This window comes from Paenibacillus glufosinatiresistens, assembly GCF_031470375.1.
Taxonomy (GTDB): Bacteria; Bacillota; Bacilli; order Paenibacillales; family Paenibacillaceae; genus Paenibacillus_AQ; species Paenibacillus_AQ glufosinatiresistens.
Genome location: NZ_JAVFHT010000003.1, coordinates 249825 through 272543, shown reverse-complemented (window position 1 = coordinate 272543; position 22719 = coordinate 249825). Strand labels below are relative to the sequence as shown.

The 22719-nt window shown below is 58.1% G+C and carries 19 protein-coding genes; 5 read left to right on the top strand and 14 right to left on the bottom strand.

Annotated elements, in window-relative coordinates:
• Positions 1 to 32: 32 nt before the first annotated feature.
• On the top strand, positions 33 to 1115 hold the full coding sequence (gene xerS, locus RBI05_RS06215) for a tyrosine recombinase XerS (RefSeq protein WP_310550447.1): 1083 nt from the start codon (positions 33 to 35) through the stop codon (positions 1113 to 1115).
• Between the two features lie 386 nt (positions 1116 to 1501).
• Here xerS and RBI05_RS06210 read toward each other — a convergent pair whose 3' ends face one another.
• The 7 genes from RBI05_RS06210 to RBI05_RS06180 form a co-directional block, all read right to left on the bottom strand.
• On the bottom strand, positions 1502 to 2776 hold the full coding sequence (locus RBI05_RS06210) for a molybdopterin molybdotransferase MoeA (protein ID WP_310550446.1): 1275 nt from the start codon (positions 2774 to 2776) through the stop codon (positions 1502 to 1504).
• A 128-nt stretch (positions 2777 to 2904) separates the two neighbouring features.
• On the bottom strand, positions 2905 to 3411 hold the full coding sequence (locus RBI05_RS06205) for a DUF4178 domain-containing protein (RefSeq protein ID WP_310550445.1): 507 nt from the start codon (positions 3409 to 3411) through the stop codon (positions 2905 to 2907).
• Positions 3412 to 3435: 24 nt separating this feature from the next.
• Positions 3436 to 4107, bottom strand: coding sequence for a PspA/IM30 family protein (locus RBI05_RS06200; protein WP_150457385.1), 672 nt, complete (start codon positions 4105 to 4107; stop codon positions 3436 to 3438).
• A gap of 70 nt (positions 4108 to 4177) precedes the next feature.
• On the bottom strand, positions 4178 to 4519 hold the full coding sequence (lpdD, locus tag RBI05_RS06195; RefSeq protein ID WP_150457384.1) for a prenylated flavin chaperone LpdD: 342 nt from the start codon (positions 4517 to 4519) through the stop codon (positions 4178 to 4180).
• Between the two features lie 38 nt (positions 4520 to 4557).
• On the bottom strand, positions 4558 to 5496 hold the full coding sequence (locus RBI05_RS06190) for a dihydroorotate dehydrogenase (RefSeq protein ID WP_310550444.1): 939 nt from the start codon (positions 5494 to 5496) through the stop codon (positions 4558 to 4560).
• Complete coding sequence (locus tag RBI05_RS06185) at positions 5489 to 6193, bottom strand: dihydroorotate dehydrogenase electron transfer subunit (RefSeq protein ID WP_310550443.1); 705 nt, start codon at positions 6191 to 6193, stop codon at positions 5489 to 5491. Before RBI05_RS06185 ends, RBI05_RS06190 begins: the two co-directional genes overlap by 8 nt.
• A gap of 79 nt (positions 6194 to 6272) precedes the next feature.
• A complete protein-coding gene (locus tag RBI05_RS06180; RefSeq protein ID WP_310550442.1) occupies positions 6273 to 7307 on the bottom strand; it encodes an NADH:flavin oxidoreductase/NADH oxidase in 1035 nt (344 codons plus the stop codon).
• A 185-nt stretch (positions 7308 to 7492) separates the two neighbouring features.
• On the opposite strand from RBI05_RS06180, the gene RBI05_RS06175 reads away from it, so the two are divergent.
• On the top strand, positions 7493 to 8356 hold the full coding sequence (locus RBI05_RS06175; protein WP_310550441.1) for a polysaccharide deacetylase family protein: 864 nt from the start codon (positions 7493 to 7495) through the stop codon (positions 8354 to 8356).
• A 97-nt stretch (positions 8357 to 8453) separates the two neighbouring features.
• Here RBI05_RS06175 and RBI05_RS06170 read toward each other — a convergent pair whose 3' ends face one another.
• Positions 8454 to 9116: a 3D domain-containing protein gene (locus RBI05_RS06170; protein WP_310550440.1), complete on the bottom strand. Its 663-nt coding sequence runs from the start codon at positions 9114 to 9116 to the stop codon at positions 8454 to 8456.
• 283 nt (positions 9117 to 9399) lie between these two features.
• Here RBI05_RS06170 and ppk1 point away from each other — a divergent pair, with 283 nt between their 5' ends.
• Entirely contained in the window at positions 9400 to 11526 is a 2127-nt protein-coding gene (gene ppk1 / locus RBI05_RS06165) for a polyphosphate kinase 1 (RefSeq protein ID WP_310550439.1), read from the top strand.
• Here the strand turns inward: ppk1 and RBI05_RS06160 are convergent.
• The 4 genes from RBI05_RS06160 to RBI05_RS06145 form a co-directional block, all read right to left on the bottom strand.
• Positions 11474 to 13003 carry a Ppx/GppA phosphatase family protein gene (locus RBI05_RS06160; RefSeq protein WP_310550438.1) on the bottom strand — a complete coding sequence of 510 codons (1530 nt, stop codon included), beginning with the start codon at positions 13001 to 13003 and terminating at the stop codon, positions 11474 to 11476. The two genes, ppk1 and RBI05_RS06160, sit on opposite strands and share 53 nt — an antisense overlap.
• Positions 13004 to 13130: 127 nt before the next feature.
• Entirely contained in the window at positions 13131 to 13853 is a 723-nt protein-coding gene (locus tag RBI05_RS06155) for an amino acid ABC transporter ATP-binding protein (RefSeq protein ID WP_150457376.1), read from the bottom strand.
• The gene (locus RBI05_RS06150) at positions 13840 to 14514 is read right to left on the bottom strand and encodes an amino acid ABC transporter permease (RefSeq protein ID WP_310550437.1); all 675 of its coding nucleotides are present in this window, start codon (positions 14512 to 14514) and stop codon (positions 13840 to 13842) included. The genes RBI05_RS06155 and RBI05_RS06150 overlap by 14 nt, the downstream gene beginning before the upstream one ends.
• Positions 14515 to 14603: 89 nt before the next feature.
• A complete protein-coding gene (locus RBI05_RS06145; RefSeq protein WP_310550436.1) occupies positions 14604 to 15431 on the bottom strand; it encodes a transporter substrate-binding domain-containing protein in 828 nt (275 codons plus the stop codon).
• A gap of 196 nt (positions 15432 to 15627) precedes the next feature.
• Here RBI05_RS06145 and RBI05_RS06140 point away from each other — a divergent pair, with 196 nt between their 5' ends.
• Positions 15628 to 17379: an alpha-glycosidase gene (locus RBI05_RS06140; protein WP_310550435.1), complete on the top strand. Its 1752-nt coding sequence runs from the start codon at positions 15628 to 15630 to the stop codon at positions 17377 to 17379.
• Between the two features lie 127 nt (positions 17380 to 17506).
• Here RBI05_RS06140 and glgA read toward each other — a convergent pair whose 3' ends face one another.
• On the bottom strand, positions 17507 to 19021 hold the full coding sequence (glgA, locus tag RBI05_RS06135; RefSeq protein ID WP_310550434.1) for a glycogen synthase GlgA: 1515 nt from the start codon (positions 19019 to 19021) through the stop codon (positions 17507 to 17509).
• Positions 19022 to 19057: 36 nt separating this feature from the next.
• Positions 19058 to 21085 carry a 1,4-alpha-glucan branching protein GlgB gene (gene glgB, locus RBI05_RS06130; RefSeq protein WP_310550433.1) on the bottom strand — a complete coding sequence of 676 codons (2028 nt, stop codon included), beginning with the start codon at positions 21083 to 21085 and terminating at the stop codon, positions 19058 to 19060.
• Between the two features lie 306 nt (positions 21086 to 21391).
• Here glgB and RBI05_RS06125 point away from each other — a divergent pair, with 306 nt between their 5' ends.
• Entirely contained in the window at positions 21392 to 22609 is a 1218-nt protein-coding gene (locus RBI05_RS06125; protein WP_150457370.1) for a glucose-1-phosphate adenylyltransferase, read from the top strand.
• Positions 22610 to 22719 lie beyond the last annotated feature (110 nt).

Here is a 22719-nt window from a genome sequence, read left to right as displayed (position 1 = left end):
GTCTGATTCTACTTAAGCGCAGGTGAACCTTCGTGAGCATTCAGAAAACAAGCGACCGCAGGAAGCTGGAAGAGCATCTTCCATCGCTTCCGTGGTTCGTACAGCAATTCATTGATTACAAGCTGCCTGACCTCTCCCCCTCTTCGCTGCTGGAGTATGTCCGGGATTACGAGTCCTTCTTCGGCTACCTTCGCATGGAGGGGCTGTCCGAGGCCGGGAAGAACGCCGACATTACACTGCTGGATCTGGAGCGCCTCCACATGGACAGCATTGTCGGCTACCGTCTGTACCTGACCACACGAATGGAAGGAACCAACTCGCGGACGACGGTCTCCCGCAAGCTGTCCGCCCTCCGCTCTCTGTTCCATTATCTGAGCCAGATCGCCGAGGACGAGCACTTCTACCCGCTCCTCAAGCGCAATGTAATGGCCAAGGTCGAAATCAAACGCATCCACAAGCCGAAGGATACGGCCGCCAAGCTGAAGGGCAAAATTCTGGAGGAGGAGGAACTGCTGGAATTTGTCGGCTATATTCTGGACGGCTACGGCCGGGACGTCGAACGCAACAAGCAGGCGCATTATGCCCATCTGCAGAACCGGGAACGCGATGCCTGCATTGCAAGTCTGATCCTGAATTCCGGGCTGCGCGTCTCGGAAGTGGTGAACCTCAACCTGGACGATCTCGATCTGAACAATAAGCTGCTCTACGTCTACCGGAAGGGCAACAATGATGAGACCTTCAAGACACCGGTCTATTTCCGCGAGCAGGCCAAGGATGAGCTGTCCGCCTATCTGGCTGTCCGCCAGGCCCGGTACCGTACGCCCAAACGCGAGAAGGCCCTCTTCATCACGCTTCCCAACGGCGCTTCCGAAGGCAAGCGGATGACCAAACGGGCCATTCAAGAGATGATTATCAAGTATGCCAAACGCTTCGGCAAGCCGTTTTTGACCGTGCACAAGCTAAGACATTCGTTCGCGACGGATTATTATCTCCAGAATGATATTTACAAGACCAAGGAGCAGCTCGGCCATGCCTCTACGGAGACCACGGAGGTCTATGCGCATCTGACGGACAAGACCATGTCCGAGGCCATCGAGCGGCGAAACGGAAACTAGGCTCGGCTTGCTCTTCGGCACGCGATGCCCGGACGGCAAGCAGCGCTCGAATGGCGGAGGTCTCCGGAGCTGCAAGAAGGTACAAGGGGGCCCGTTCGGGAGGACGGCCGCCCTTTTTACTTTTTGAGCCAAGTTTGGCGGAGTGATAAAGACGGCTCTTGCGGAGGGTCGGCGGGAATAACGAAAGAGAAAGAAGCGTGATATTCCTTGTGTGAATTTTTCATATGTTGTAATTTGATAATAAGTAGCGTAAATGAACGGCGGCTCTTCTTGGCTGCCGCCGTTCTGGGCGATTGGCCGTTCTGGGCGAATCGTGCAAGGCGCTGTTAAGCTGGCGGCCGTTCTCAGTCGTCCGTTATTGCCGAAGCTTCTCGGAGATCCCCTCCTCAGGGAAGCCGAATCACCGTCACTTCTGAACCGGCGGCCAGGCGGGTCTGATCCTCGGGCACGACGATCAGGCAGTCGCTCTTCATGATCGTGACCGTCACGCTCGACTCGTCTATGCCTGCCGGGACCGCATATAGCCGGCCTTCCCTGGCTTCCAGCCGGGCACGCACCAGGCGGGTAAAGTTTCCTTTCTTCCGGTAATCCTCCGCCAGCACCGCCTTCCATTCCGGCAGATCGGGCTGCCGGCGGCCCAGCATACGGCCGATCAGCGGACGGGCCAGAAGCTGGAAGCCGACGTAACAAGCCCCGGGGTTGCCCGAGAGCGCCAGCAGCAGCTTGCCGCCCCGGACAGCCGCCGTGGTGACGCTGCCCGGCCGCATCGCCACTTTGTTGAAGAGCATGCCGGCGCCGCTCTCGCGCACAAGATCGCCCATAATGTCATAATCGCCCACCGACACTCCCCCGGTCGTCAGAACGAGGTCATACAGCTCCAGCGCCATCTGAATCCGGCTGCGGGCCTGCTCCAGATCATCGGCGATGACGCCAAGCGGCACAGCCTCTGCGCCGCACTGCGTAAGAAGCGCCGTAAGCATCGGCGAATTGCTGTCTCTGATCTTGCCGGGCTCCAGCGGCTCGCCGGCATCCAGCAGCTCGCTGCCGGTGGCGAATACGGCTACCCGCGGTCTGCGGATAACCGGAACTTCCGGGATTCCCAGAGCGGCGAGCATGGCGATTTCTCCGGGACCTATATCGGTCCCGGGAAGCAGGACCGCCTCTCCTTCCTCCAGCTCCAGACCGCGGCGCGTAATGTGCTGGCCCCGTTCGGCCCGGACCTGAATCCGGACAGCTCCCCCGCCGCCGTCCTTCCCGCCGGTCTCCGGCGTCTCGGTCATCTCCAGCATCACCACCGCATCGGCGCCTTCCGGGATCGGCGCTCCGGTCATTATCCGCGCTGCCGTACCGGACACAATCGGCACCGTTCCCACCGAGCCGCACGGAATCTCCTCGACAATCCGAAGCGTGAGGCTTTCTCCCGCTTGGCAACGCTCCGTATCGGCGGCCCGGATCGCGTAGCCGTCCATTGCCGAACGGTCAAACGCCGGAAAAGGATGAGACGCCCGAATTTCTTCGGCCAGCACCCGTCCCGCAGCCTGCGCCAGCGGCACCTTCTCGCTGCCGCCCTGCACCGCCTGTTCCATCAGCAGGCGGTGCGCTTCCATTAGCGGCAGCGCCTGCCGCTCGAACCGGCCTGTCCGTTCCTTCTCTTCACCCATGCTTCTTCTCTCCCTTCCTGCTCCTTAGGGACTTGGCAGTGCTACTTGCAACGATCAAAAAAGGATATCCCGCCGGCTGCACGCCGTACGGAATACCCCTTAACCTTAGAACGCCGGATGCCTTCCGGTCAAGATGCCCGGATGACCCGGACATCGCCCGGGATTGTCTTCTCGCCTTCGTAGAGGACGAACCGGCCGTTCTGCCACTCGATTCGCAGCAGCCGGCTGTTGTCAGCCTGGAACTGCCAGACATGCTGTTCTCCCGCATTCATGAACGGCGTCTGCCCGCTGACGGCCACGTATCCTTCGTATTCTTCTTCCAGATAGTAAGTCTCGTCATCCAGCACCATTGTGGCCGGAACCTCGGTCAGACTGTCCATACGCCCATCGATTGAGCGGTACAGCGCGAATTGAAGCTGCTCCCTCTGTTCGATGTGGAGATAGGCGATGTCAGCCCCGTCGCGAAGCGTCAGCAGGACCGCGTTGCGGCTGCGGTTGCTGACCCGGCCCGTCACTTCATAGGTGACGAGGGACACTTCGCAGATATCCCCCGGCGACAGCTGCAGGACGCTCTTCTCGGCTACGGGCGCCGGAGCCTTCGAGAATAGATTGCCGATACGCTTCCATACGCTCATTGAGGCCGTTCCTCCCGGTTCCGGTTATTGCTGTTTGTCGTACTGCTTCATCAGGGCGGCCAGCTCGTCCTCTACGCCCTGATCTTTGCCGAGCTGCTCGAACTCGTCGTCGAGCGACTTGCGTCCGGAGTTCATCTCGTTGCTGGCTTCGGCATGGGCTTCCGCCTGCAGCATCTTCTCCTCCATCCGCTTGAGTCCGGCTGTAGCCGAATCGGAGCTGAACCCGCTCATGGCCTTGTTGATCTCGGTCTGGGCCTTGGCCGCATTGTAGCGGGCGACCAGCGTCTCACGCTTGCTCTTCATCTGGCCGAGCTGCTTGCGCATTTCTTCCAGCTTCGCGCGCAGGTTGTCGGCGGAAGCCTTGTTCTGGTCGTAGCTGGTCTTGTACTCCGCCATCTTGCCTTCGGCCGTCTTCTTCTCTTCCAGCGCGCGGCGGGCCAGATCCGCATTGCCGGCCTGCGCTGCTGCGTGGGCCTGCTGGTTGCGCTTGGTTACCAGCGCTTCCTGCTCTTCATAGAGCTGTTTGAATTTCTTCTCGATGGCGATCTGGGCGGCAACCGCCTTCTCGGCGTCTTCCAGATCTTCCGTCATATCGCGGATATACTGATCCGTCATCTTGATCGGGTCTTCGGCCTTGTCAATAATAGAGTTAATGTTGGACATCGTTAAATCGCGCAATCTTTTGAAAATCGACATGGGTTCATTCCTCCAAGAATAGTTTGGGAAACGCGTTTGGTTAGTATTACGCAGGACGGGGTTGGACGTTTCAAATTTTACCCACTAAATATTCTTTGACCCGTTCACCGACCACCTGAACCACTTCTTCAATCTCGGCGCGGGTCAGATTATCGTAGTGGATGCCCATGACCACGGTTACCGTCGTCTGCAGTTCCCGCGCTGCGCGAACCGCCACCGACTCGCTGATCGTATGCTCTTTGTGATGCGGCAGCCCTTGGGTCAATACCTGTACGGAGCCGTCATCGGCCAGATAGGCTGTGCTGCAGGCCCCGATATGGCGGACGCCGCCGGTAATCAGCAGCAGCAGATCGTCGCCGACGGCGGATTCGACCAAGGTGATGTCATCCGGGTTAAAGCGCTGCGAAGGCAAGTTCAGTCCCCTTCCCTATCCTAATTTATACCCACATTCTAAACGATGCCGCGAATTTCATCCAGTGTCCGGATATTCTCGGACAGCATCAGCGCTTCGAGATCTGCAACCAGGTCCCGTCCCGCATCCAGGTTCATGAAATTATACGTCCCCACCTGGACGACGGCCGCACCTGCCATGATGAATTCCAGAATATCGGACGCGCTGGCGATCCCCCCCATGCCGATGACGGGAATCCGGACAGCCCGGGCTACCTGATGCACCATTCGCAGCGCAACCGGCTTGACCGCCGGGCCCGACAGACCGGCATAGAGATTGTGAAAAACGCTGGCGCGGCGGCGGATGTCAATCTTCATTCCGCTGATTGTGTTGATGAGGGAGACGGCGTCCGCTCCCTCCTCCTCGCACATCGCCGCCATCGAGGCGATGTCTTCGGCGTTCGGCGACAGCTTCACCGCAAGCGGCAGCGAGGTCGCCGCCCGAACGGCCCGGAGGACTTCCCGGGCCGCTACCGTGCGCACGCCGAAGGCAATGCCGCCCTCCTTGACGTTCGGGCAGGAGATATTCAGCTCAATCATATCGACGGCCTTGGCACCGGCGGCCTCCCGCCGGGCGTTGTCGGCCTGAATCAGCTCCGCGCCGCGGACATAGTCGTCCAGCGTCCCGCCGCCCAGATTGACAATCCGGGCGGTGTCGAGCGCCGCCCAATAGGGCGCCTCCTTCTCCAGGAAGGCCGGAATGCCGGGATTCTCCAGACCGACGCTGTTGAGCATGCCGGACGGCGTCTCGTACACCCGGGTTCCCGGATTGCCGGCCTTCGGATTCAGCGTCAGACCTTTGCCGGAGATGCCGCCCAGCAGATTCAGGTCATAGCGCTGCCCGTATTCATGGCCGAAGCCGAACGTGCCGGATGCCATAACGACCGGATTCTTGAAGCGCACACCGGCAATGACGGCGCTCATATTCACTTCAGTCATGGAAGATCACCTCTTCCGACAGGAATACGGGGCCGTCCGCGCATGCCTTGCGCTGCCCGTCCCGGCAGGAGACGCTGCAGACGAGACAGGCGCCGATGCCGCACGCCATCCGGTTCTCCAGCGAGAGATAGACCGTAGAGGAGCTTCCCGACGAGGAGGCCGCTATGCCTTTGAGCTGGGCGGCCTTCAGCATCGGATGCGGACCGCAGACGAAGACATGGTCGTAATCCGCAAAGTCGATCCGGTCCAGAATCAATCCGCCGACATCGACGGTCAGACGCGAGGCGAACGGTTCAAACGCTTCGGTCCGGAACGGTGCGCGGCTGAAGCCCAGGTAAATGTCGCTTGGTCCCAGTTCCCGTGCGCAGTAATACAGCGGGGCGATGCCGATGCCGCCGCCGACAAGGGCAACGCGTCCCTGAACGGAGGGAAATCCGGTTCCGAGCGGCCCTTCCAGGGATATCGGGTCTCCCGGCTTCAGACGGCTGAGAAGCTCCGTCCCTTCTCCGACCACATGGTACAGGAAGTCGATGCCGTCCTCCCCTACGTCATGAATGCTCAGCGGGCGGGACAGCACCGGGTAAGAGCTCCAGGCTCTTACCATATAGAATTGTCCCATCGCTCCTCCGTAGGCGCCTCCGACCCGGAGATGATACACCCCGTCGTTCAATCGCTCGTTAAACAATACCGTCCCCACGTTATCAAGCTCCTTCAAATTTTATCTTATTAAACATGCCGTAGAAGGAGCCGGATTTCTGTGATTTAGTTCACATCGGTCAGGCTTTTTTCCACACGCCTCTGACATAGGCTTCGGGAATATCGCATACGCCGCCGAGCGCTTCCTGGGCATGCAGCGCCCAGTACGGATCGCTCAGCATGGCGCGGCCGACGGCAATAAGATCGGCCCGTCCCTCCGCCAGCGCCGCTTCTGCCTCCTTGGGGTCCTCCAGGCGGCCCACCGCAATAACCGGCACACCGGCACCCTGGCGGACTGCTTCCGCAAGCCCCACCTGGTAACCGGGGCCGGAAGTCGGAAGTCCGCCTGCTCCGATCGGGCCTTCGCCGCCCGAAGAGATATGGAAGACGTCAACGCCCGCCGCATGATAGCGGGAGCAGAACTCCACCGCATAGTCCGTACCGTAGCCGCCGTCCACGTATTCGCGCGCGGAGACCCGCATCAGGAGCGGCATGTCTTCCGGCAGTACGGCTTTTACGGCGCGTACGGTTTCTTCTCCGAAGAGCAGACGGTCCTGTCCGTAACGGTCCTCCCGCCGGTTGGACAGCGGCGACAGGAATTGATGAATCAGGTAGCCGTGGGCGCCGTGAATTTCGACGGTGTCAAACCCGGCCTCCACCGCTCTGCGGGCAGCCGCCGCATACGCGGCAACGAGGCGCTCGGCATCCTCGGTGGACAGCTCGGCCGGAACTTTCGACTTTCCGTCGAACGCGATGGCCGACGGAGCGACCGGCGGCTCCGCGTCCTGCGCCTTGCGGCCCGCATGGCCGAGCTGGATACCGATCTTCGCGCCGTAGCTGTGCACAGCCTCCGTGATCCGTCTCCAGGCCGGGATCTGGTCGTCGCTCCAGATTCCTGTGTCCTGATTGGTAATCCGTCCGTCCGGCTCAATGCCCGACATCTCGGCGATCAGCAGTCCCGTGCCGCCGACCGCACGGCTGACATAATGAACATAATGCCAATCGTTGGGAATTCCGTCTTCGGCCACGACGCTGTATTGGCACATCGGGGGCATCACCACCCGGTTCTTCAGCTTCAGGTTCTTGATTTCATAAGGCGTGAACAGCTGAGCCATTGTTTTCTCCATCCTTCCGCCGCTTCCGGCTTTTTATTGTATTTGCATAGGGTAAGGTCCCCGGCTTTGCTATCCGCTAGTATACACCTCTTCACCCTCTTAAGAAAAGTAAGGAACTCTTCGCGGCGGATAAATCCTCCGGAGCCGGGGCAAACCAAGGAATATGCCGGAAGGGAGTCTTGAATATGCTTCATCGCCTGTTTCTGATCCTTGCAGCGGCTCTGCTCCTGCTGAGTCCGTTCCCGGGGAACGCCGATTTCCGGAGAGCGGGCGCCGAAGCCGCCCGGTGGAGTGCCCGTTCTCCGGCGGCCTCGGACTCGGAGACGGCTCCGGCGCCCGCTTCGCAACCGGCCGGCCGCCAGCGGCCGGCGGCTTCCCTGGAGAAGGCCGAACCGCCGCTGACCCTGTCCCAACTGATCCGCCGCTATCCGGAGATCATTCGTGCCCGCGGTCCGCGGACGCGGGAGATAGCCCTTACCTTTGACGATGTTCCCGATCCCCGGTTCACACCGGCTATTCTTGACGTTCTGAAGCGTTCGGGGGTCAAGGCGACCTTCTTTATCGTCGGCAGCAGAGCGGAGAAGCATCCGGATCTGGTCGCCCGCATCGTCAGGGACGGACACAGCATCGGCAACCATTCCTACAACCATCCTTTGTTCACCAAAATGGGGGTTGCGGGGTTCCGCTCCCAGATTCTGCGTACGGACGCTGTCCTGAAGCGGACGGCAGGGTACCGTTCGAGACTGATCCGGCCGCCTTACGGAGAAATTACCGAGAAGCAGCTTCATTGGGCCCGGTCCAACGGCTACCGGATCATCAACTGGAACGTGGATTCCCAGGACTGGCGGGGGCTAAGCAAAGCGCAGGTCAAGCGGAATGTGCTCTCCCGGGCAGCCAGAGGTTCCATCGTTCTTCAGCATGGGGGCGGCGGAGTCGGCAGCGACCTGAGCGGAACGATCAAGGCGCTGCCCGAGATCATCGGAACTCTTCGGGCCAGGGGCTACCGGCTGGTGACAGTGCCTGAACTGCTTGATCTGCCCGAGCGGTAAGCCAAGATACTCCGTGTGCCGCCCCTGAGTAACAGCAGAAAGCTCCGTTCCCGGATGGGACGGAGCTTTCTGCTGTTCAGGGTCATGATGAAGACGCTCAATCAATGAAGTAGAGCGTAACGTACTGGAAGCCGAATTCAGACACGAAGCTCTGGCTCCCCGGAATAAAGATATCCACCCGGTTGCCCTTGATGGCGCTGCCCGTATCGGTTGCCGTTGCAACAAATGCGGTCTTCGGCAGTCCCGGATGGGAATGCCCCGTCACCAGCACCTTGGTGCCCAGCGGGATCACGCTCGGATCGACCGCGATGGTGCCAAGCTTCAGCGGATTGCCAAAGTAGTCGATGGGTCCCCAGCCGTTCTCGCTTGCCGCCGAAGAATACGCCGTTGCTTTTACTTGAAGCGTTCCGGAGTAATTGAACGTCTTTCCCCATGCTTCAACCGTCTTCTCCGCAGGGGTGACTGAAAGGGCATGAAGCGCGGTTGCTCCGCCTGCGGGCAGGGTCTCACGGGATGCCGCGCCGGCTTCGGCAACCGGGACAACAATCCGCAGGCCCGGGTAAATATTGTTCGGAGCAATGGACGGATTCGCCTTCAGCAGCGAATCCAGCTTTACGCTGTATTTTTGAGCGATACGATAGTAGGTAGTGCCCTCCTGGGCAACATGAATCCGGTCGGCCTGCGCCGGAAGCGCCGTCAGCAGAACGGACAGGCTGACAGCCGCAGCGGCTGCCGTTTTCCATATACGTTGCAAATTCATTTCTTCCTCCTCAGACAAATTTCTATGTAGGGTACCAATTCCTCACAGCTCTGAATATATCACAATTTTGTAACCTATGCCTATGTAATTGTTACCACTTTGAAACCACAGGTTGTAGCCAAGAGATTTTGGTTACATATTAAAGAATATGTTAACCTAAATATATTTTACATTCCGTTAACAAAACCGGTGGCGCAAACGGGTAAACTAATAGAAGCAGGTTAATCTGATAGAATGAGAGTTTGGCCGCCTACATACTATAGAATTTATGGAGGAGAACCCCATGAACGCCGACGACAAGAAGAAGCCGAATACCGCCCCCGCTCCCGCCATTCCCTATCTGAACCGGGATTTGAGCTGGATTGAATTCAACCGCCGGGTTCTTCAGGAAGCCCAAGACCCCGAGAATCCGCTGTTGGAACGCGCCCGGTTCCTGAGCATTGTCTCCAGCAATCTGGACGAGTTCATCAGCGTGCGCGTCGCAGGCATTCAGGACCAGATTCGGGCCGGCTACACCAAGAAGGATTTTACCGGCTACACGCCGTCCGGCCTGTATAAGCGCCTGTTCAAACGGGTAGGCAAAATGATCGGCGAGCAGTACCGCACCTACCGGGAGATCGCCCGACAACTTCAGAAAGAAGGGCTCGTGCTGACCCGCTACGACGATTTGAGCCATTCGCAGGAAGCTGCCATGGAGACTTATTACCAGGATATTATTTTTCCGGTACTTACCCCGATGGCCGTGGACCAGAGCCGTCCCTTCCCGCTCGTGCACAGCCAGTATGTCTACCTGGCCGTTCTTCTGGAGCGCGAAGACGAAGCCGAGGACGGCACGGAACCGTATTTTGCCATTCTGCAAATTCCTTCAAGCCTGCCGCGCCTGATCCCTCTTCCCCACCGGGCCAACAGCAAGAAGCGGCAGTTCGTGTTCATTGAGGAAGTAATCCGCCGGCATATCCATACGTTGTTCAGCGGCTATCGGCCGATTGCGGTCAACGAGTTCCGGCTGACGCGCAATTCCGACCTGTCGATCGACGAGGAAGGGGCAGAGGATTTGCTGGAAGAGATCGAGAAGGAGCTTCGCAAACGCCGCCGCGGCATTCCGGCCCGGCTGGAAGTCCAGAAAGACATTCATCCCTATGCGCTGGAACAGCTTCAGGCAGAGTTTGAACTGGAAGATTTCGTCTTCGAAATCGACGGGCCGCTGGACCTCGGGTTCCTGCGTCATTTTGCCAACAGCCTCAAGGGATATCATGATTTGAACTATCCGCCGGTCAACCCGGTCTATCCTGCCGAATTCGCGGAGAATGAGGATTTCTTCGAAGTGCTTCGCCAGCGCGATGTGCTCGTCTATCACCCCTACGAATCGTTCGACGCCATGGTTGATTTCATTACGCAGGCTTCCGAGGACGACCAGGTGATGGCCATCAAGATGACCCTCTACCGCGTCAGCGGCAACTCGCCGCTGATCGCCGCCCTTGCCCGAGCGGCCGAATCCGGCAAGCAGGTCACGGTTGTGGTGGAGCTGAAGGCCCGGTTCGATGAGGAGCGCAACATCGCCTGGGCGCGCCAACTGGAGCAGGCGGGCTGCCATGTCGTCTACGGGCTGGTCGGCCTCAAGACGCATGCCAAGATTACCCTGATCGTCCGCCAGGAGGGTCCCGAGCTTCGCCGCTATGTGCATATCGGAACCGGGAACTACAACGACAGCACCGCCAAGGTATATACAGACCTGAGTCTGTTCACCGCCCGGGAGAACATCGGTCTCGACGCCTCGGAGCTGTTCAACCAGATCACCGGCTATTCCGAGCAAAAGGACTGGAACGCCTTCATCGTCGCTCCCTCCGGCATGAGTCTGTCGCTGCAGAAGCTGATTCAGCGCGAAGCCTCCCATGCTGCGGCGGGGCGGCCCGCCCGCATCATCGGCAAGATGAATTCCCTGTCCAACCAGCAGGTGATCGACGATCTCTACGAAGCCGCCGGCTCCGGCGTGGCGATTGATCTGATCGTGCGGGGCGTCTGCTGTCTCCGGCCCGGCGTCGCCGGGCTCAGCGAGCGGATTACGGTGCGCAGCATTGTCGACCGCTTCCTGGAGCATTCCCGAATCTATTATTTCGAGAATGGGGGCAAGCCCGAGGTGTATCTGTCCAGCGCGGACTGGATGACCCGGAATCTGACGCGCCGGGTGGAGCTGATGTGTCCGGTGCAGGACCCGGTTATCCGCGGCCAGATCGTCAATATTCTCGGCTTGTCCCTTCAGGACAATGTTAAGGCCAGCTTCCTGCTGCCCGGCGGATATTACGAACGGGCGGACGACAAAAAGGCTCCGTTCCGGAGCCAGTTCGCCGCGATGGAAGTCAGCCGATGGAAGGAGCCTCAAGCTTCACCTTCAGATCCCAGGCATTCCTGAACGCCTTAAGGGCGTTCTCGATCTCTTCCTGACCCAGAAGCAGAGGTTCTTCGGTCTGAAGCTTGATATCCAGGCTGGCGCCGTGCCGTGAGGCCTTTAGCCCGGTAACCTGCCCCGTCTCGCCGGCATCGAGCGCGGCCGCGAGCTGGACCAGCGAGCCCAGCCGGTGAATCCATTCCTCGTCGGAAGGCAGAAGAATGTCTCTATGCAGAAGGGCCAGCTTCTGCTTCCGGCTTTTGGTGCTGTAGGAGGCGATGAACGCGCACAGAACGAGCTGGCGGTGGCTGAGCCCGCGAACCGGAGCGTTCATCAGCCAGTAGCGCGTATGGCGCTTCGATTGATAATAGTTGACGTTCGAGCCGATCCGGTGCAGCAGGGACGAGACATAGAGCAGCATCCGCTGCTCATCCGTCCCTTCGTCTCCGAGCAGCCCCTCGTAGAGTTCCAGGGCCAGCTCGTGCACGCGGAGCAGGTGTTCGGAAGACGCGCCGGCATCCAGCCGGAGAATTGTCCCGAGACTGTATTCCAGCGCACTCTTGCGAACGGGATGCCCGGGATCAAGCAGATCGTGAAGCATGCCTTCCCGCAAGCCTTCTCCGCTGATGACGGCCCGGGTCGCACCCAGATATTCGTAGACGGTATGAAAGATAACCACACCCGATACAATAATATCGCTGCGGCTCTTGGACAGTCCCTCCAGGTCCTTGCGCTTGTCGTACGGCATGGCCGGGAGCGTCTCCGCGAACCGCCGCACGGTCTCGGTAGAGAGCGTATAGCCATGCGTGTTGGGCAGCGAGTAATCGTGCTGCTTCATATCCAGCTTGCCGAGGGTGCGCAGCGTTCCGCCGAGGCCGTACAGCGGCAGGCCCGAGCCGGTGCTGAGCCAGTCATGCTCAACCAGGCGTCCCATGACATAGGCCTTCAGCTTCCGCACTTGTTCCTCGGTCCAGTTGCCGCCTTGTCCGAACCTCACATTCATATTGACCGCTCCGAACGGGAACGAGACGCTGCTGATATACTCTCTGCCCCGGAAGAGCGTGATCTCCGTACTGCCTCCGCCGATGTCGATGACAAAGCCGTCCTGCACGTCAAAGGCGTTGATGACGCCCAGAAAGCCGAAATAAGCCTCCTGGCTGCCGCTGATAAGCTCAATCCGGATGCCCGACTCTTCGGACAGAAACGCAATGATCTCCCGGGAATTGGCGGCGTTGCGGATCGCGGCCGTAGCGCCCGCGCGGATCTGGCCGACGCCGAATACGCCGCAGATGCGGACGAACTGCCGCAGCACCGGCAGAATGGCCTCCAGCCGCTCCCGCTCCAGCCGCCCTTCGGCGGTAATCTTCTCGCTCAGGCGGGCGGAATACTTGCATTCCTTCACAATGCGGTAGCCGCCTTCCTCCGTAGTATCGTAGATGACCAGACGGATCGAGTTGGACCCGATGTCTATAATGCCGATTCGCTTCAAGTTGTCGCTCATAGGACGGTGCTCCTTTGCTTGTCAGGATGGACAGGGTCTACTACCATTTTACACCGGACCGGCAAATTTAACCGGACCGCCTCCTACAAAAATCGGCCGCGGGCTTGCCCCGCGGCCGATTGTGTCTTTAAAGCACCTTGCTGAGGAAGTCCTGGGTTCTCGGATGTTTCGGACTGCCGAACACTTCCTCCGGCGTCCCCTCCTCCACGATATTTCCGCCGTCCATGAACAGAATGCGGTCGCCCACTTCCCGGGCAAAGCCCATCTCATGGGTGACGATAACCATGGTCATTCCCTGCTCCGCCAGATTCTTCATGACTTCCAGAACCTCGCCGACCATCTCCGGGTCCAGCGCCGATGTCGGCTCGTCGAAGAGCATCACGTGAGGCTGCATCGCCAGCGCGCGCGCAATGGCAATGCGCTGCTTCTGTCCTCCGGAAAGCTGCGACGGATAGGCGCTCTTCTTGTCCTCAAGTCCTACCGTCCGAAGCAGATCGACCGCAATGGCCTCCGCCTCTTCCGGCTTCTGCTTCTTCACCTTGATCGGCGCAAGCGTAATATTCCGGAGCACGTTCTTGTGCGGGAACAGATTGAACTGCTGAAATACCATTCCCATCTTCTCGCGGGTGGCATTGATATTGTGCTTGCGGTCCGTGATGGATTCGCCTTCGAATTCGATCACGCCGTCGGTCGGCTGTTCCAGCAGATTGAGGCAGCGCAGGAAAGTGCTTTTGCCGGAACCGCTCGGTCCGATGACAACGACGACCTCTCCCTTGCGGATCTCCAGATCAATGCCCTTCAGAATATCGAGCTTGCCATAGCTTTTGTGCAGATTCTTAACGGTTATCACTCGCGTTCAACCTCCTTTCAAAACGGCCCAGCAGACGAGACAGCGTAAAGGTCAGGATGAAATACAGCAGCGCCGCGATAATCAGCGGGTTCATCGGCTCATACGTAATGGTCGTAATCGAACGCGACTGGAACATCAAATCGTAGACGCCGATCATGGATACAATGGAAGATTCCTTGATAATCGTAATGAATTCGTTGCCGATGGCCGGCAGCACCGCTTTGATCGCCTGGGGAAGCACAATGTAGCGGAAGGTCATCGCGGGACGCATGCCGAGCGAGCGCGCCGCCTCCGACTGGCCGCGGTCTACGCCTTGAATGCCGGCCCGGAACGTCTCCGCCAGATAGGCCGAGCTGTTAATCGACAGCGTGATCGCGCCGGACTGTACGGCCGTGAACTCAATCCCGTACTTGGTCAGACCGTAATGGATCAGGAAGAGCTGCACCAACATCGGGGTACCCCGCAGAAACTCTACCCACAGCGTTGCAATCCAGCGAAGCACCCGCCAAGGCGACATCCGCATCAGCGCCACAATAATTCCAAGTACAAAACCGCAGAAGACGCCGATTACCGAGAGCAGCAGCGTATATTTGAGGCCTGTCAGGAAAAAATCGCGGTAATCATAGGCCATCCGGAGGATCGGAATATCCATCAAGCTCATTCCTTCTTCACTTCCTCTCTTCTAATCAAAAAAACAGAAAACGGCGGGTAAGTACCGCCATTTTCTGAGAAGTAGGCTTGGAGCGCTTCTTATTTGCTCTCGGCAAGCTCGTTGGCTTCGGTCACGTACTGGTCAATCTTCCCGTCCTTGGACAGACGGGCGATGGTCTGATTGACGGAATCCAGCAGTTCCTTGTTGCCCTTCTTCACTCCGATGACATAGCCGTCATCCTCAACCGGCGGCTTGGCGTCGGCGATGGCCAGGCCCTTCACATTCTGGACGAACGATTTCGCGACCGGCCCTTCCATAATGGAAGCGTCTACCCGGCCCGATTGCAGCTGAAGCACGATTTCGGAAATTTTGCCGAGCGAGGTCAGCTTCGCGCCTTCGATGCCTTTGGCGATATCCTGCTGAATTGATCCCGTCTGGACGCCGAGCTTCGCGCCTTTCAGCGCATCCATCGTAGCGAACTTGTCCTTGTCCTCTTCGCGGACAACAACCGCCTGCTCTGCCTTGTAGTAGATGTCGGACAGATCCACTGCCTTGGCGCGCTCCGGAGTCGGGCTGAGACCGGAGATTACCATATCCACACGGCCGCTGGCCAGCTCGTTCAGCAGCGATTCGAACGGAAGATCCTTCACTTCCAGCTTCGCTCCCATATCTTCCGCAATATCCTTCGCAATCTCGATATCAAAGCCGACAATCGTATCCTTGCCGTCGACGACTTTATGGAATTCATAAGGCGGGTAATCGGCGCTCGTGCCCAGCGTCAGCGTCTTGCCGGACGCCTCGCTGCCCGAAGAAGCCGGAGCCGAAGCGGAGGCGCCCCCCTTCTCATTATTATTGTTCTGACCGCATCCGGACAGCAGTGCCGCTGCCAGAATCATCCCCATCGAACCTTTGATCCACTTGTTCATCGTATTCTCTCTCCTGTTCTGCATGCATGAATTGACCTTATGTGAATTAATAAACGGAATTTTCAGACCGATTTATTATAAACGACGACGCATGAATATGCAAAGAGTTTTTTCGCAAAAGACAAGCTTTGGTTTCAGCGGACAAACAACAAGGGTATTAAGGGACAGAACTACCAGAATTCATGGAGGTGCTCTCATGCAGAAAGAAGCTTTGTACCATATTCCCGGCTATAAATGGGCCTATGCCTACGATACCGATACCGTGCGGCTGCGTGTGCGGACCAAACGCGGCGACGTCAGCCGCGTCGTGGCGCAGTGGGGCGATAAGTATGACTGGGACCGGTTCCACGATGAGACCGCCCTTGAGATTGTGACTTCGGACGAACTGTTCGATTATTGGGAAGCCGCCGTTTCTCCCTTTTACCGCCGGATGTCCTACATATTCCGGGTAGAGTCGGAGGAGGAGACCCTTTATATGACCGACCGGGGCATTGTCGAGGAGTTCCCTGAACCTTCGGGCAGTTACTATGAATTCGCCTATATCCACGATGTCGATCTGTTCAAGGTGCCCCAATGGGCCAAGGAAGCTGTCTTTATGCAGATTATGCCGGAGCGGTTCGCGAACGGCGATCCTTCCAACGATCCCGAAGGAACCGAAGACTGGGGCGGCGTCCCGACGCGCGAGAATTTCTTCGGCGGGGACCTTCAAGGCGTAATCGACCATCTGGATTACCTGGAAGACCTGGGCGTGAACGCCATTTATTTTACGCCGATCTTCGAGTCTCCGTCCAACCACAAATACGATATCGTGGACTACAAGAAGATCGATCCGCATTTCGGAGATACGGAACTGCTCAAAAAGCTGATCGGCGCCTGTCACGACCGGGGCATCCGCGTGGTTCTCGATGCAGTGTTCAATCATTGCAGTACGGAATTCCCTGCCTTTAAGGATGTCCGGGAGAATGGCGAAGCATCCGTCTACCAGGACTGGTTCCATGTTCGTTCCTTCCCGGTCGAGGTCAAAGACGGCATTCCGAGCTACGACACGTTCGGCTTCTTCGAAGAAATGCCGAAATTCAACACGGCGCATCCCGATGTGAAGAACTATTTGCTGGAAGTGGCCGAATACTGGATCAAAGAAGTGGGGATCGACGGCTGGCGTCTGGATGTGGCCAACGAGATCGACCACGCGTTCTGGCGGGATTTCCGCAACGTCGTCAAGTCGATTAATCCGGAGGCTTATATTATCGGCGAAGTCTGGAGTGACTCCCTGACCTGGCTGACCGGCGACCAGTTCGATTCCGTCATGAACTATCCGTTCTCGGATACCGTACTGTCCTACTTCAACGGCGAGATGAACAGCCTTGACTTCAGCAACAAAATCGGAGCTCTGCTGATGCGCTATCCGCAGCAGACGAATGAAGTGATCTTCAACCTGCTCTGCAGCCACGATACGCCGCGCCTTCTGACCCGTCTCGGAGGCGACAAGCGGAAGATGAAGCTGGCCGTCACGTTCCTGATGACGTTCATCGGCACGCCTTGTCTCTTCTACGGCGATGAGATCGGCCTTGAGGGCGAAGGCGATCCGGACTGCCGCCAGTGCATGGAATGGGACCCGGAGAAGCAGGACCGCGATCTCCATGATTTCTATCGTATGGTCATTCGCCTCCGCCGGGAACACCCTGCGCTGCGCAGTTCCCGCTACCGGATTCATCAGGCCTGCGCCGACACTCCCTGCTTCGTCTACGAACGTTCCGAGGGGAACGAGCAATTCCTGATCTGGATGAATAATTCCGACGAGGAACAGACGCTGTCGCTGCCGGACCTCGCCGAAGGCTGGAAGGACGCCTTCTCCGGGGAGGAAGTCGCAGGCGGCGAAGACGGGCTGTCCGTCACGCTTGAGCCGTTCGGCTTCCGCATTCTGCACCGAGAGGTGCAGAATGCCTGACGGCGGCTGCTTCTCCCTTCGTCTCTTCTTAAGCCTCCCAGAGCAACAAAGAAGCGGTCCGCTGCCGGAAATCCGGCGGAGGACCGCTTTCTTATATGCGTTATGGTGTACCTCATTAGCGAGGCACCTAGATCTCGCCCGGCACTTCCTGTTCCGGCTGCGGAACGACCGCAGCATCAGGAGCCTCCGACTTCTCAGGCGCAAGCGCCGTCTCCGTCCGCCCCGTAATGTGATCGTAAATGTCGATGTACTGCTGCGCCGAGACGCCCCAGCTGTAATCGCCGGCGAATGCGTTGCGGGTTACTTTCTTCCAATGCTCCGGTTGGGCATAGAACGATGCCGCGCGACGGATGGTGTACATCATGTCATGGGCGTTGTAGTCGTGGAAGGTGAAACCGTTGCCTTCCCCGGTGAATTCGTTGTACGAATGCACCGTATCATTCAGGCCGCCGGTCTCCCGCACGATTGGAATGCTGCCATACCGCAGGGCAAGCAGCTGGCTGATGCCGCAGGGCTCAAATTTTGACGGCATCAGGAAGAGATCGCTGCCGGCGTAGATTTTGCGGGAGAGGGCATCGCTGAACGTAATCTGGGAAGAGAGCTTCGTCGGGTACCGCCACGCCGCCTCCCGGAACCAGCGCTCATAATGCTCGTCTCCGGTCCCGAGGATGACGAACTGAAGCGTATCGAAGTACAGCAGCTCATCCAGAATCCGGGTCACCAGGTCCAGTCCCTTGGAATCGACCAGCCGGGTTACCATGCCGATCAGCGGAATATGCGGCGCAATGGGCAGGCCCAGTTCCTGCTGAAGCCCGAGTTTGTTCTCGGTCTTCTTGGCCAGGTTATTGCGGTATTTGACATAGATCTGGCTGTCGGACTGCGGGTTGTACATCTTCGTGTCGATGCCGTTCACAATGCCGCTCAGCCGATCCGCACGGGCATTGAGCAGCCCGTCCAGTCCGTAACCATAATGGGAGGTGCGGATCTCGTCGGCGTAAGTCGGGCTTACCGTCGTGATCCAGTCGCTGAAGACGATCCCGCCTTTCATGAAGTTGACATTGCCGTAGTATTCCACCCCGTTGAAGTAGCGGCTGTCCAGCCCCAGCAGGTTGCCCAGCACCTCATACGGAAATACCCCTTGATACAGCAGGTTGTGAATGGTGAACACCGTCCGCATCCCGCTGTAGAACGGATTGTGCCGGTAGTGCCCTTCGAGGAGCATCGGAATAACGGCTGCGTGCCAATCGTGGCAGTGCAGGACGTCCGGCTGGAAATCAATCGACGGCAGCACTTCCAGAACCGCGCGGTTGAAGAAGGAGAACCGTTCGCCGTCATCCATGTATCCATAGATTCCGTCGCGTCCGAAGTAATATTCATTGTCGATAAAATAGACCGGTACGCCGTCATGCACCAGCATCTCCACGCCGCAGTACTGGTTGCGCCAGCCGACCGGAACGGTCGTGACGGCAACGGGCTGCATGGCCTGGCGGTACTTCTCCGCGATGCCTTTATATTTTGGCAAAATGACGCGCACATCCATACCTGCGGCTCTCAGCGCCTTCGGCAGGGCGCCGATGACATCGGCCAGCCCGCCTGTCTTGATAAACGGATGGCCTTCCGCAGCAGCAAACAGGATCTTCATGGTTCATGTCCCCCCGTGGATAAATAGAATGCCTTCTTATTTCTGGGTCGCAGCCTTTCGCGTACGTCGCTTCGGCTGATCGGACGCAGCCGTCGTCTCGCCGCCGGCGGGCAGGGTCTGTTCGGCGGCGGCATCGGCCGCCGTCTTCTTCACTGCGGCGCCTTTTCCGCGCCGGGCGCTTTTCTTCAGAATGACCGCACTCAGCGGCGGCAGCATCAGCTCCAGGCTCTGAAGCTGCTCGTTGCAGGCCGTCTTCTCTGTCTTGATCGGTTCGTTGCGGAGCCCGGAGCCGCCGAATTCCGCCCAGTCGGAGCCGAATACTTCTTCATACACGCCGCTCTTGGGCACGCCGATCCGGTATTTCTCGTAATGGCGCGGCTGGAAGTTGATGACGACTACCAGCTCGTCGGAAGGTCTCCGGCCCCGGCGGATGAACGAGATCACACTCTGCCCGCGGTCCTCGGCATTGATCCACTGATAGCCCTCCCAAGTATGGTCCTGCTCCCACAGCGCCTTCTCGCCCAGGTAGAAACGATTCAGCGCCGCCGTATAGGCAAGGGCCTGGCGGTGAGTCTCATAATCGAGCAGCAGCCAATCCAGCTGGTCCTGATCCTTCCATTCGATGAACTGTCCGAACTCCGCGCCCATGAAGATCAGCTTCTTCCCGGGACTTGTGAGCTGATACGCCTTCAGCAGACGCAGACCCGCGAACTTCTCCTCATAGGAGCCCGGCATCTTGTTCAGCAGCGAACGCTTGCCGTGCACCACTTCGTCGTGCGACAGCGGAAGCGTATAATTCTCGGAATAGGCATAGACAATGGGGAAGGTCAGCAGGTTGTGATGATGGGGGCGGGCCCCGAAATCCTTCTCTATGTATGACAAGGTATCATTCATCCAGCCCATATTCCATTTGTAGTTGAAGCCGAGCCCACCGTCATGCGAAGGCGCGGTAACCCCGGGCCAGGCGCTCGATTCTTCCGCCATCATCAGCGCGTTCGGGTATTCGCCGAAGACGACGCTGTTGAGCTTCTGGATAAAAGCAATCGCCTCCAGATTCTCAAGCCCGCCGTGCTGATTCCGCCGGTACTGATGCTCGCCTTTCTCGAAGTCGAGCCGCAGCATGCTGGTCACGGCGTCGACGCGCATGCCGTCGATATGGAACATCTCGTACCAGTACAGAGCGTTGGAGATCAGGAACGATTGGACTTCAGGCTTGCCGAAATCGAATGAGAGCGTTCCCCAGCCCGGTTTGTCGGCTTTCAGATGGTCGGCGTACTCGAACACCGGCGAACCGTCGAACAGCCGCAGACCGTGGGCGTCGCGGGCAAAATGCGCAGGTACCCAGTCCAGAATTACGCCGATGCCGTTCTGGTGCAGACTGTCGATCAGCCGCATGAGTTCCCGCGGCTCTCCGTACCGGCTGGTCGGCGCATAATATCCCGTTCCCTGGTACCCCCACGACAGATCATACGGGTGTTCGGCGAGCGGCATGAATTCCACGTAATTATATCCCATTTCCAGCAGATAAGGGACAAGCATCTCCGCCAGTTCGGTATAGCTGTACAGGTCTCCGTTCTCCTTCTGCCGCCACGTGCCGAGGTGCATTTCATATATATTGAGCGGCTTGGCATAGGGTGACGCGCTGCGGCGCCGCCAGGCCGAATCGCCCCAACGGTAGCCGTCGATGCGGCGGACCACGGAGGCCGTAGCCGGACGGACTTCAGCGGAGAAGGCGTAAGGATCGGCTTTCAGGAAGCTGCTTCCGTCCTGCCCGACCATTCTGTATTTGTAAATGGTTCCCTCTTCGATTCCCGGGAAAAACCGACTCCAAATTCCCGAATCGGGTATCTTATATAGCGAGTCCTCTTCGCGGCTTCCATCCCAGCCGTTGCGGTCGCAAGCCAGTCCTACATACAGCGCATGGGGAGCCCAGACGGTGAAACGGAACCCGGCAACGCCGTCTTCAACTGCGGGATGCGCGCCCATAAAGCGGTAACTGCGGTAATGGGTGCCTTCATGAAACAGATACACATCCTCCGAAGTCGGCGAACCGTTTGTCTTCATTCGCTCTTCCAATTGATTACCACCTTTTTGTGCGTTATTGGAGATAGGCCGGAAGTCCAAGGTCGATGAGATGTTTTTGGACAGTATTCATTATTAACATTACCCCAATTCCAAGGGTTTGAAAATCGCAAGAAAGAAAAATGGCGTCCACTCATTATTTCGTGTAATTTTCCTAAAAAATTCGGAGTATATTTCATTCACACTTCAAATTCACGTTTCATTCACAGACTGTTCGTTTAAATAACAAGCATTGACAACACATTGGCAATTACACACTTTTGTACACACTTTTGGAGGGGACATTTTATGAGTAAAAAAGATTGCATAGCCATGCTGCTGGCGGGAGGAGAAGGCCGTCGTCTTGCGCCGCTTACTTCTGTGATGGCCAAACCGGCCGTCCCGTTCGGCGGACAATACCGAATAATCGACTTCCCCCTCAGCAATTGTGTTAATTCGGCGATTGATACGGTCGGGGTACTAACCCAATATGAAGCAGAATCCCTTCATAACCATATCGGCCAAGGCGAACCCTGGGGTCTGCAGAACAGACCGGACGGAGGGGTTCAACTTCTGCCTTCGGGCGACAATACCTACACAGGCACGGCCGATGCCATTTATAAGAATATTGAATTTATCGACCGCCACGCTCCCGAGAATGTCCTGATTCTTTCGGGGGATCATATCTATCACATGAATTATCGGCAAATGCTGAATTATCATATGGAAAAAGGCGCCCAGGCGACCATCTCCGTCATGGAGGTGCCGTGGGACGAAGCCAGCCGCTTCGGTGTGATGAATGTCGACGACAGCCTGCGCATCTCCGAATTTGTGGAGAAGCCGAAGCAGCCCAAGAGCAATCTCGCTTCCATGGGCATTTATCTCTTCCGCTGGGATTATCTGCGCGGACACCTGCTTCGCGACGCTGCCAATCCCGACTCCAGCCACGACTTTGGCAAAGACGTCATCCCGGCAATGCTGAACAGCCAGGACCCGCTCTTCGCCTACCGGTTCAAAGGCTATTGGAGAGATGTCGGCACCGTGGAGAGCCTGTGGGATGCCCATATGGACCTGCTGCGTGAAGACGGCGGCTTCCGACTGGACAACGCCCGCTGGCCGATGTACAGCCGTTTTGGCGCAGGCTCGTATGCATCGGCGAAGCCGCGGCTTCGTCCCACCTTCCCGGACAGCCTCGTGAGCGACTATGCGGTAACCGAGACCGGATTCGTTCAGCGCTCGGTAGTGTTCGCCGGAGCCGAAATCGGCAAGTCGGCGCTTATCAAGAACAGCGTCATCATGCCCGGAGCCCATGTCGGACGCGGAGCCGTCGTCGAGAACGCCATCATCGGAGAAGGCGCACTCGTGAAGGAGGGCGCGGTAATCAAGGGCAGCGTCGGCAAGATTGTGGTCGTTGGCCCGCAGGAAGTAGTGGCCGCAAAACCGGTCATCCGCACCCAGCCGGCACGCCTGCTGCAGGAAGTCTACGAGAAGACCGGCCGTCTCCGGGCGGAAGGGCTTCCCTCCTGATTCGGCTGACCTTACCCGCAGCCCCGCTATTCTCTTCTCATTAGTATTCTTAAGCATTCTTAGGTATAAACAAAGGGCGATCCCTGATAAGGGGTCGCCCTTCTTTATGC

Excerpts from the sequence above, each read along its gene's own strand:
- RBI05_RS06145 (WP_310550436.1), bottom strand. The coding sequence starts at position 15,431 with ATGAACAAGTGGATCAAAGGTTCGATGGGGATGATTCTGGCAGCGGCA.
- RBI05_RS06200 (WP_150457385.1), bottom strand. The coding sequence starts at position 4,107 with ATGTCGATTTTCAAAAGATTGCGCGATTTAACGATGTCCAACATTAAC.
- RBI05_RS06140 (WP_310550435.1), top strand. The coding sequence starts at position 15,628 with ATGCAGAAAGAAGCTTTGTACCATATTCCCGGCTATAAATGGGCCTAT.
- RBI05_RS06210 (WP_310550446.1), bottom strand. The coding sequence starts at position 2,776 with ATGGGTGAAGAGAAGGAACGGACAGGCCGGTTCGAGCGGCAGGCGCTG.
- RBI05_RS06180 (WP_310550442.1), bottom strand. The coding sequence starts at position 7,307 with ATGGCTCAGCTGTTCACGCCTTATGAAATCAAGAACCTGAAGCTGAAG.
- glgA (WP_310550434.1), bottom strand. The coding sequence starts at position 19,021 with ATGAAGATCCTGTTTGCTGCTGCGGAAGGCCATCCGTTTATCAAGACA.
- glgB (WP_310550433.1), bottom strand. The coding sequence starts at position 21,085 with ATGAAGACAAACGGTTCGCCGACTTCGGAGGATGTGTATCTGTTTCAT.
- RBI05_RS06160 (WP_310550438.1), bottom strand. The coding sequence starts at position 13,003 with ATGAGCGACAACTTGAAGCGAATCGGCATTATAGACATCGGGTCCAAC.
- RBI05_RS06190 (WP_310550444.1), bottom strand. The coding sequence starts at position 5,496 with ATGACTGAAGTGAATATGAGCGCCGTCATTGCCGGTGTGCGCTTCAAG.
- RBI05_RS06170 (WP_310550440.1), bottom strand. The coding sequence starts at position 9,116 with ATGAATTTGCAACGTATATGGAAAACGGCAGCCGCTGCGGCTGTCAGC.
- ppk1 (WP_310550439.1), top strand. The coding sequence starts at position 9,400 with ATGAACGCCGACGACAAGAAGAAGCCGAATACCGCCCCCGCTCCCGCC.
- RBI05_RS06205 (WP_310550445.1), bottom strand. The coding sequence starts at position 3,411 with ATGAGCGTATGGAAGCGTATCGGCAATCTATTCTCGAAGGCTCCGGCG.
- RBI05_RS06150 (WP_310550437.1), bottom strand. The coding sequence starts at position 14,514 with ATGAGCTTGATGGATATTCCGATCCTCCGGATGGCCTATGATTACCGC.
- RBI05_RS06125 (WP_150457370.1), top strand. The coding sequence starts at position 21,392 with ATGAGTAAAAAAGATTGCATAGCCATGCTGCTGGCGGGAGGAGAAGGC.
- RBI05_RS06175 (WP_310550441.1), top strand. The coding sequence starts at position 7,493 with ATGCTTCATCGCCTGTTTCTGATCCTTGCAGCGGCTCTGCTCCTGCTG.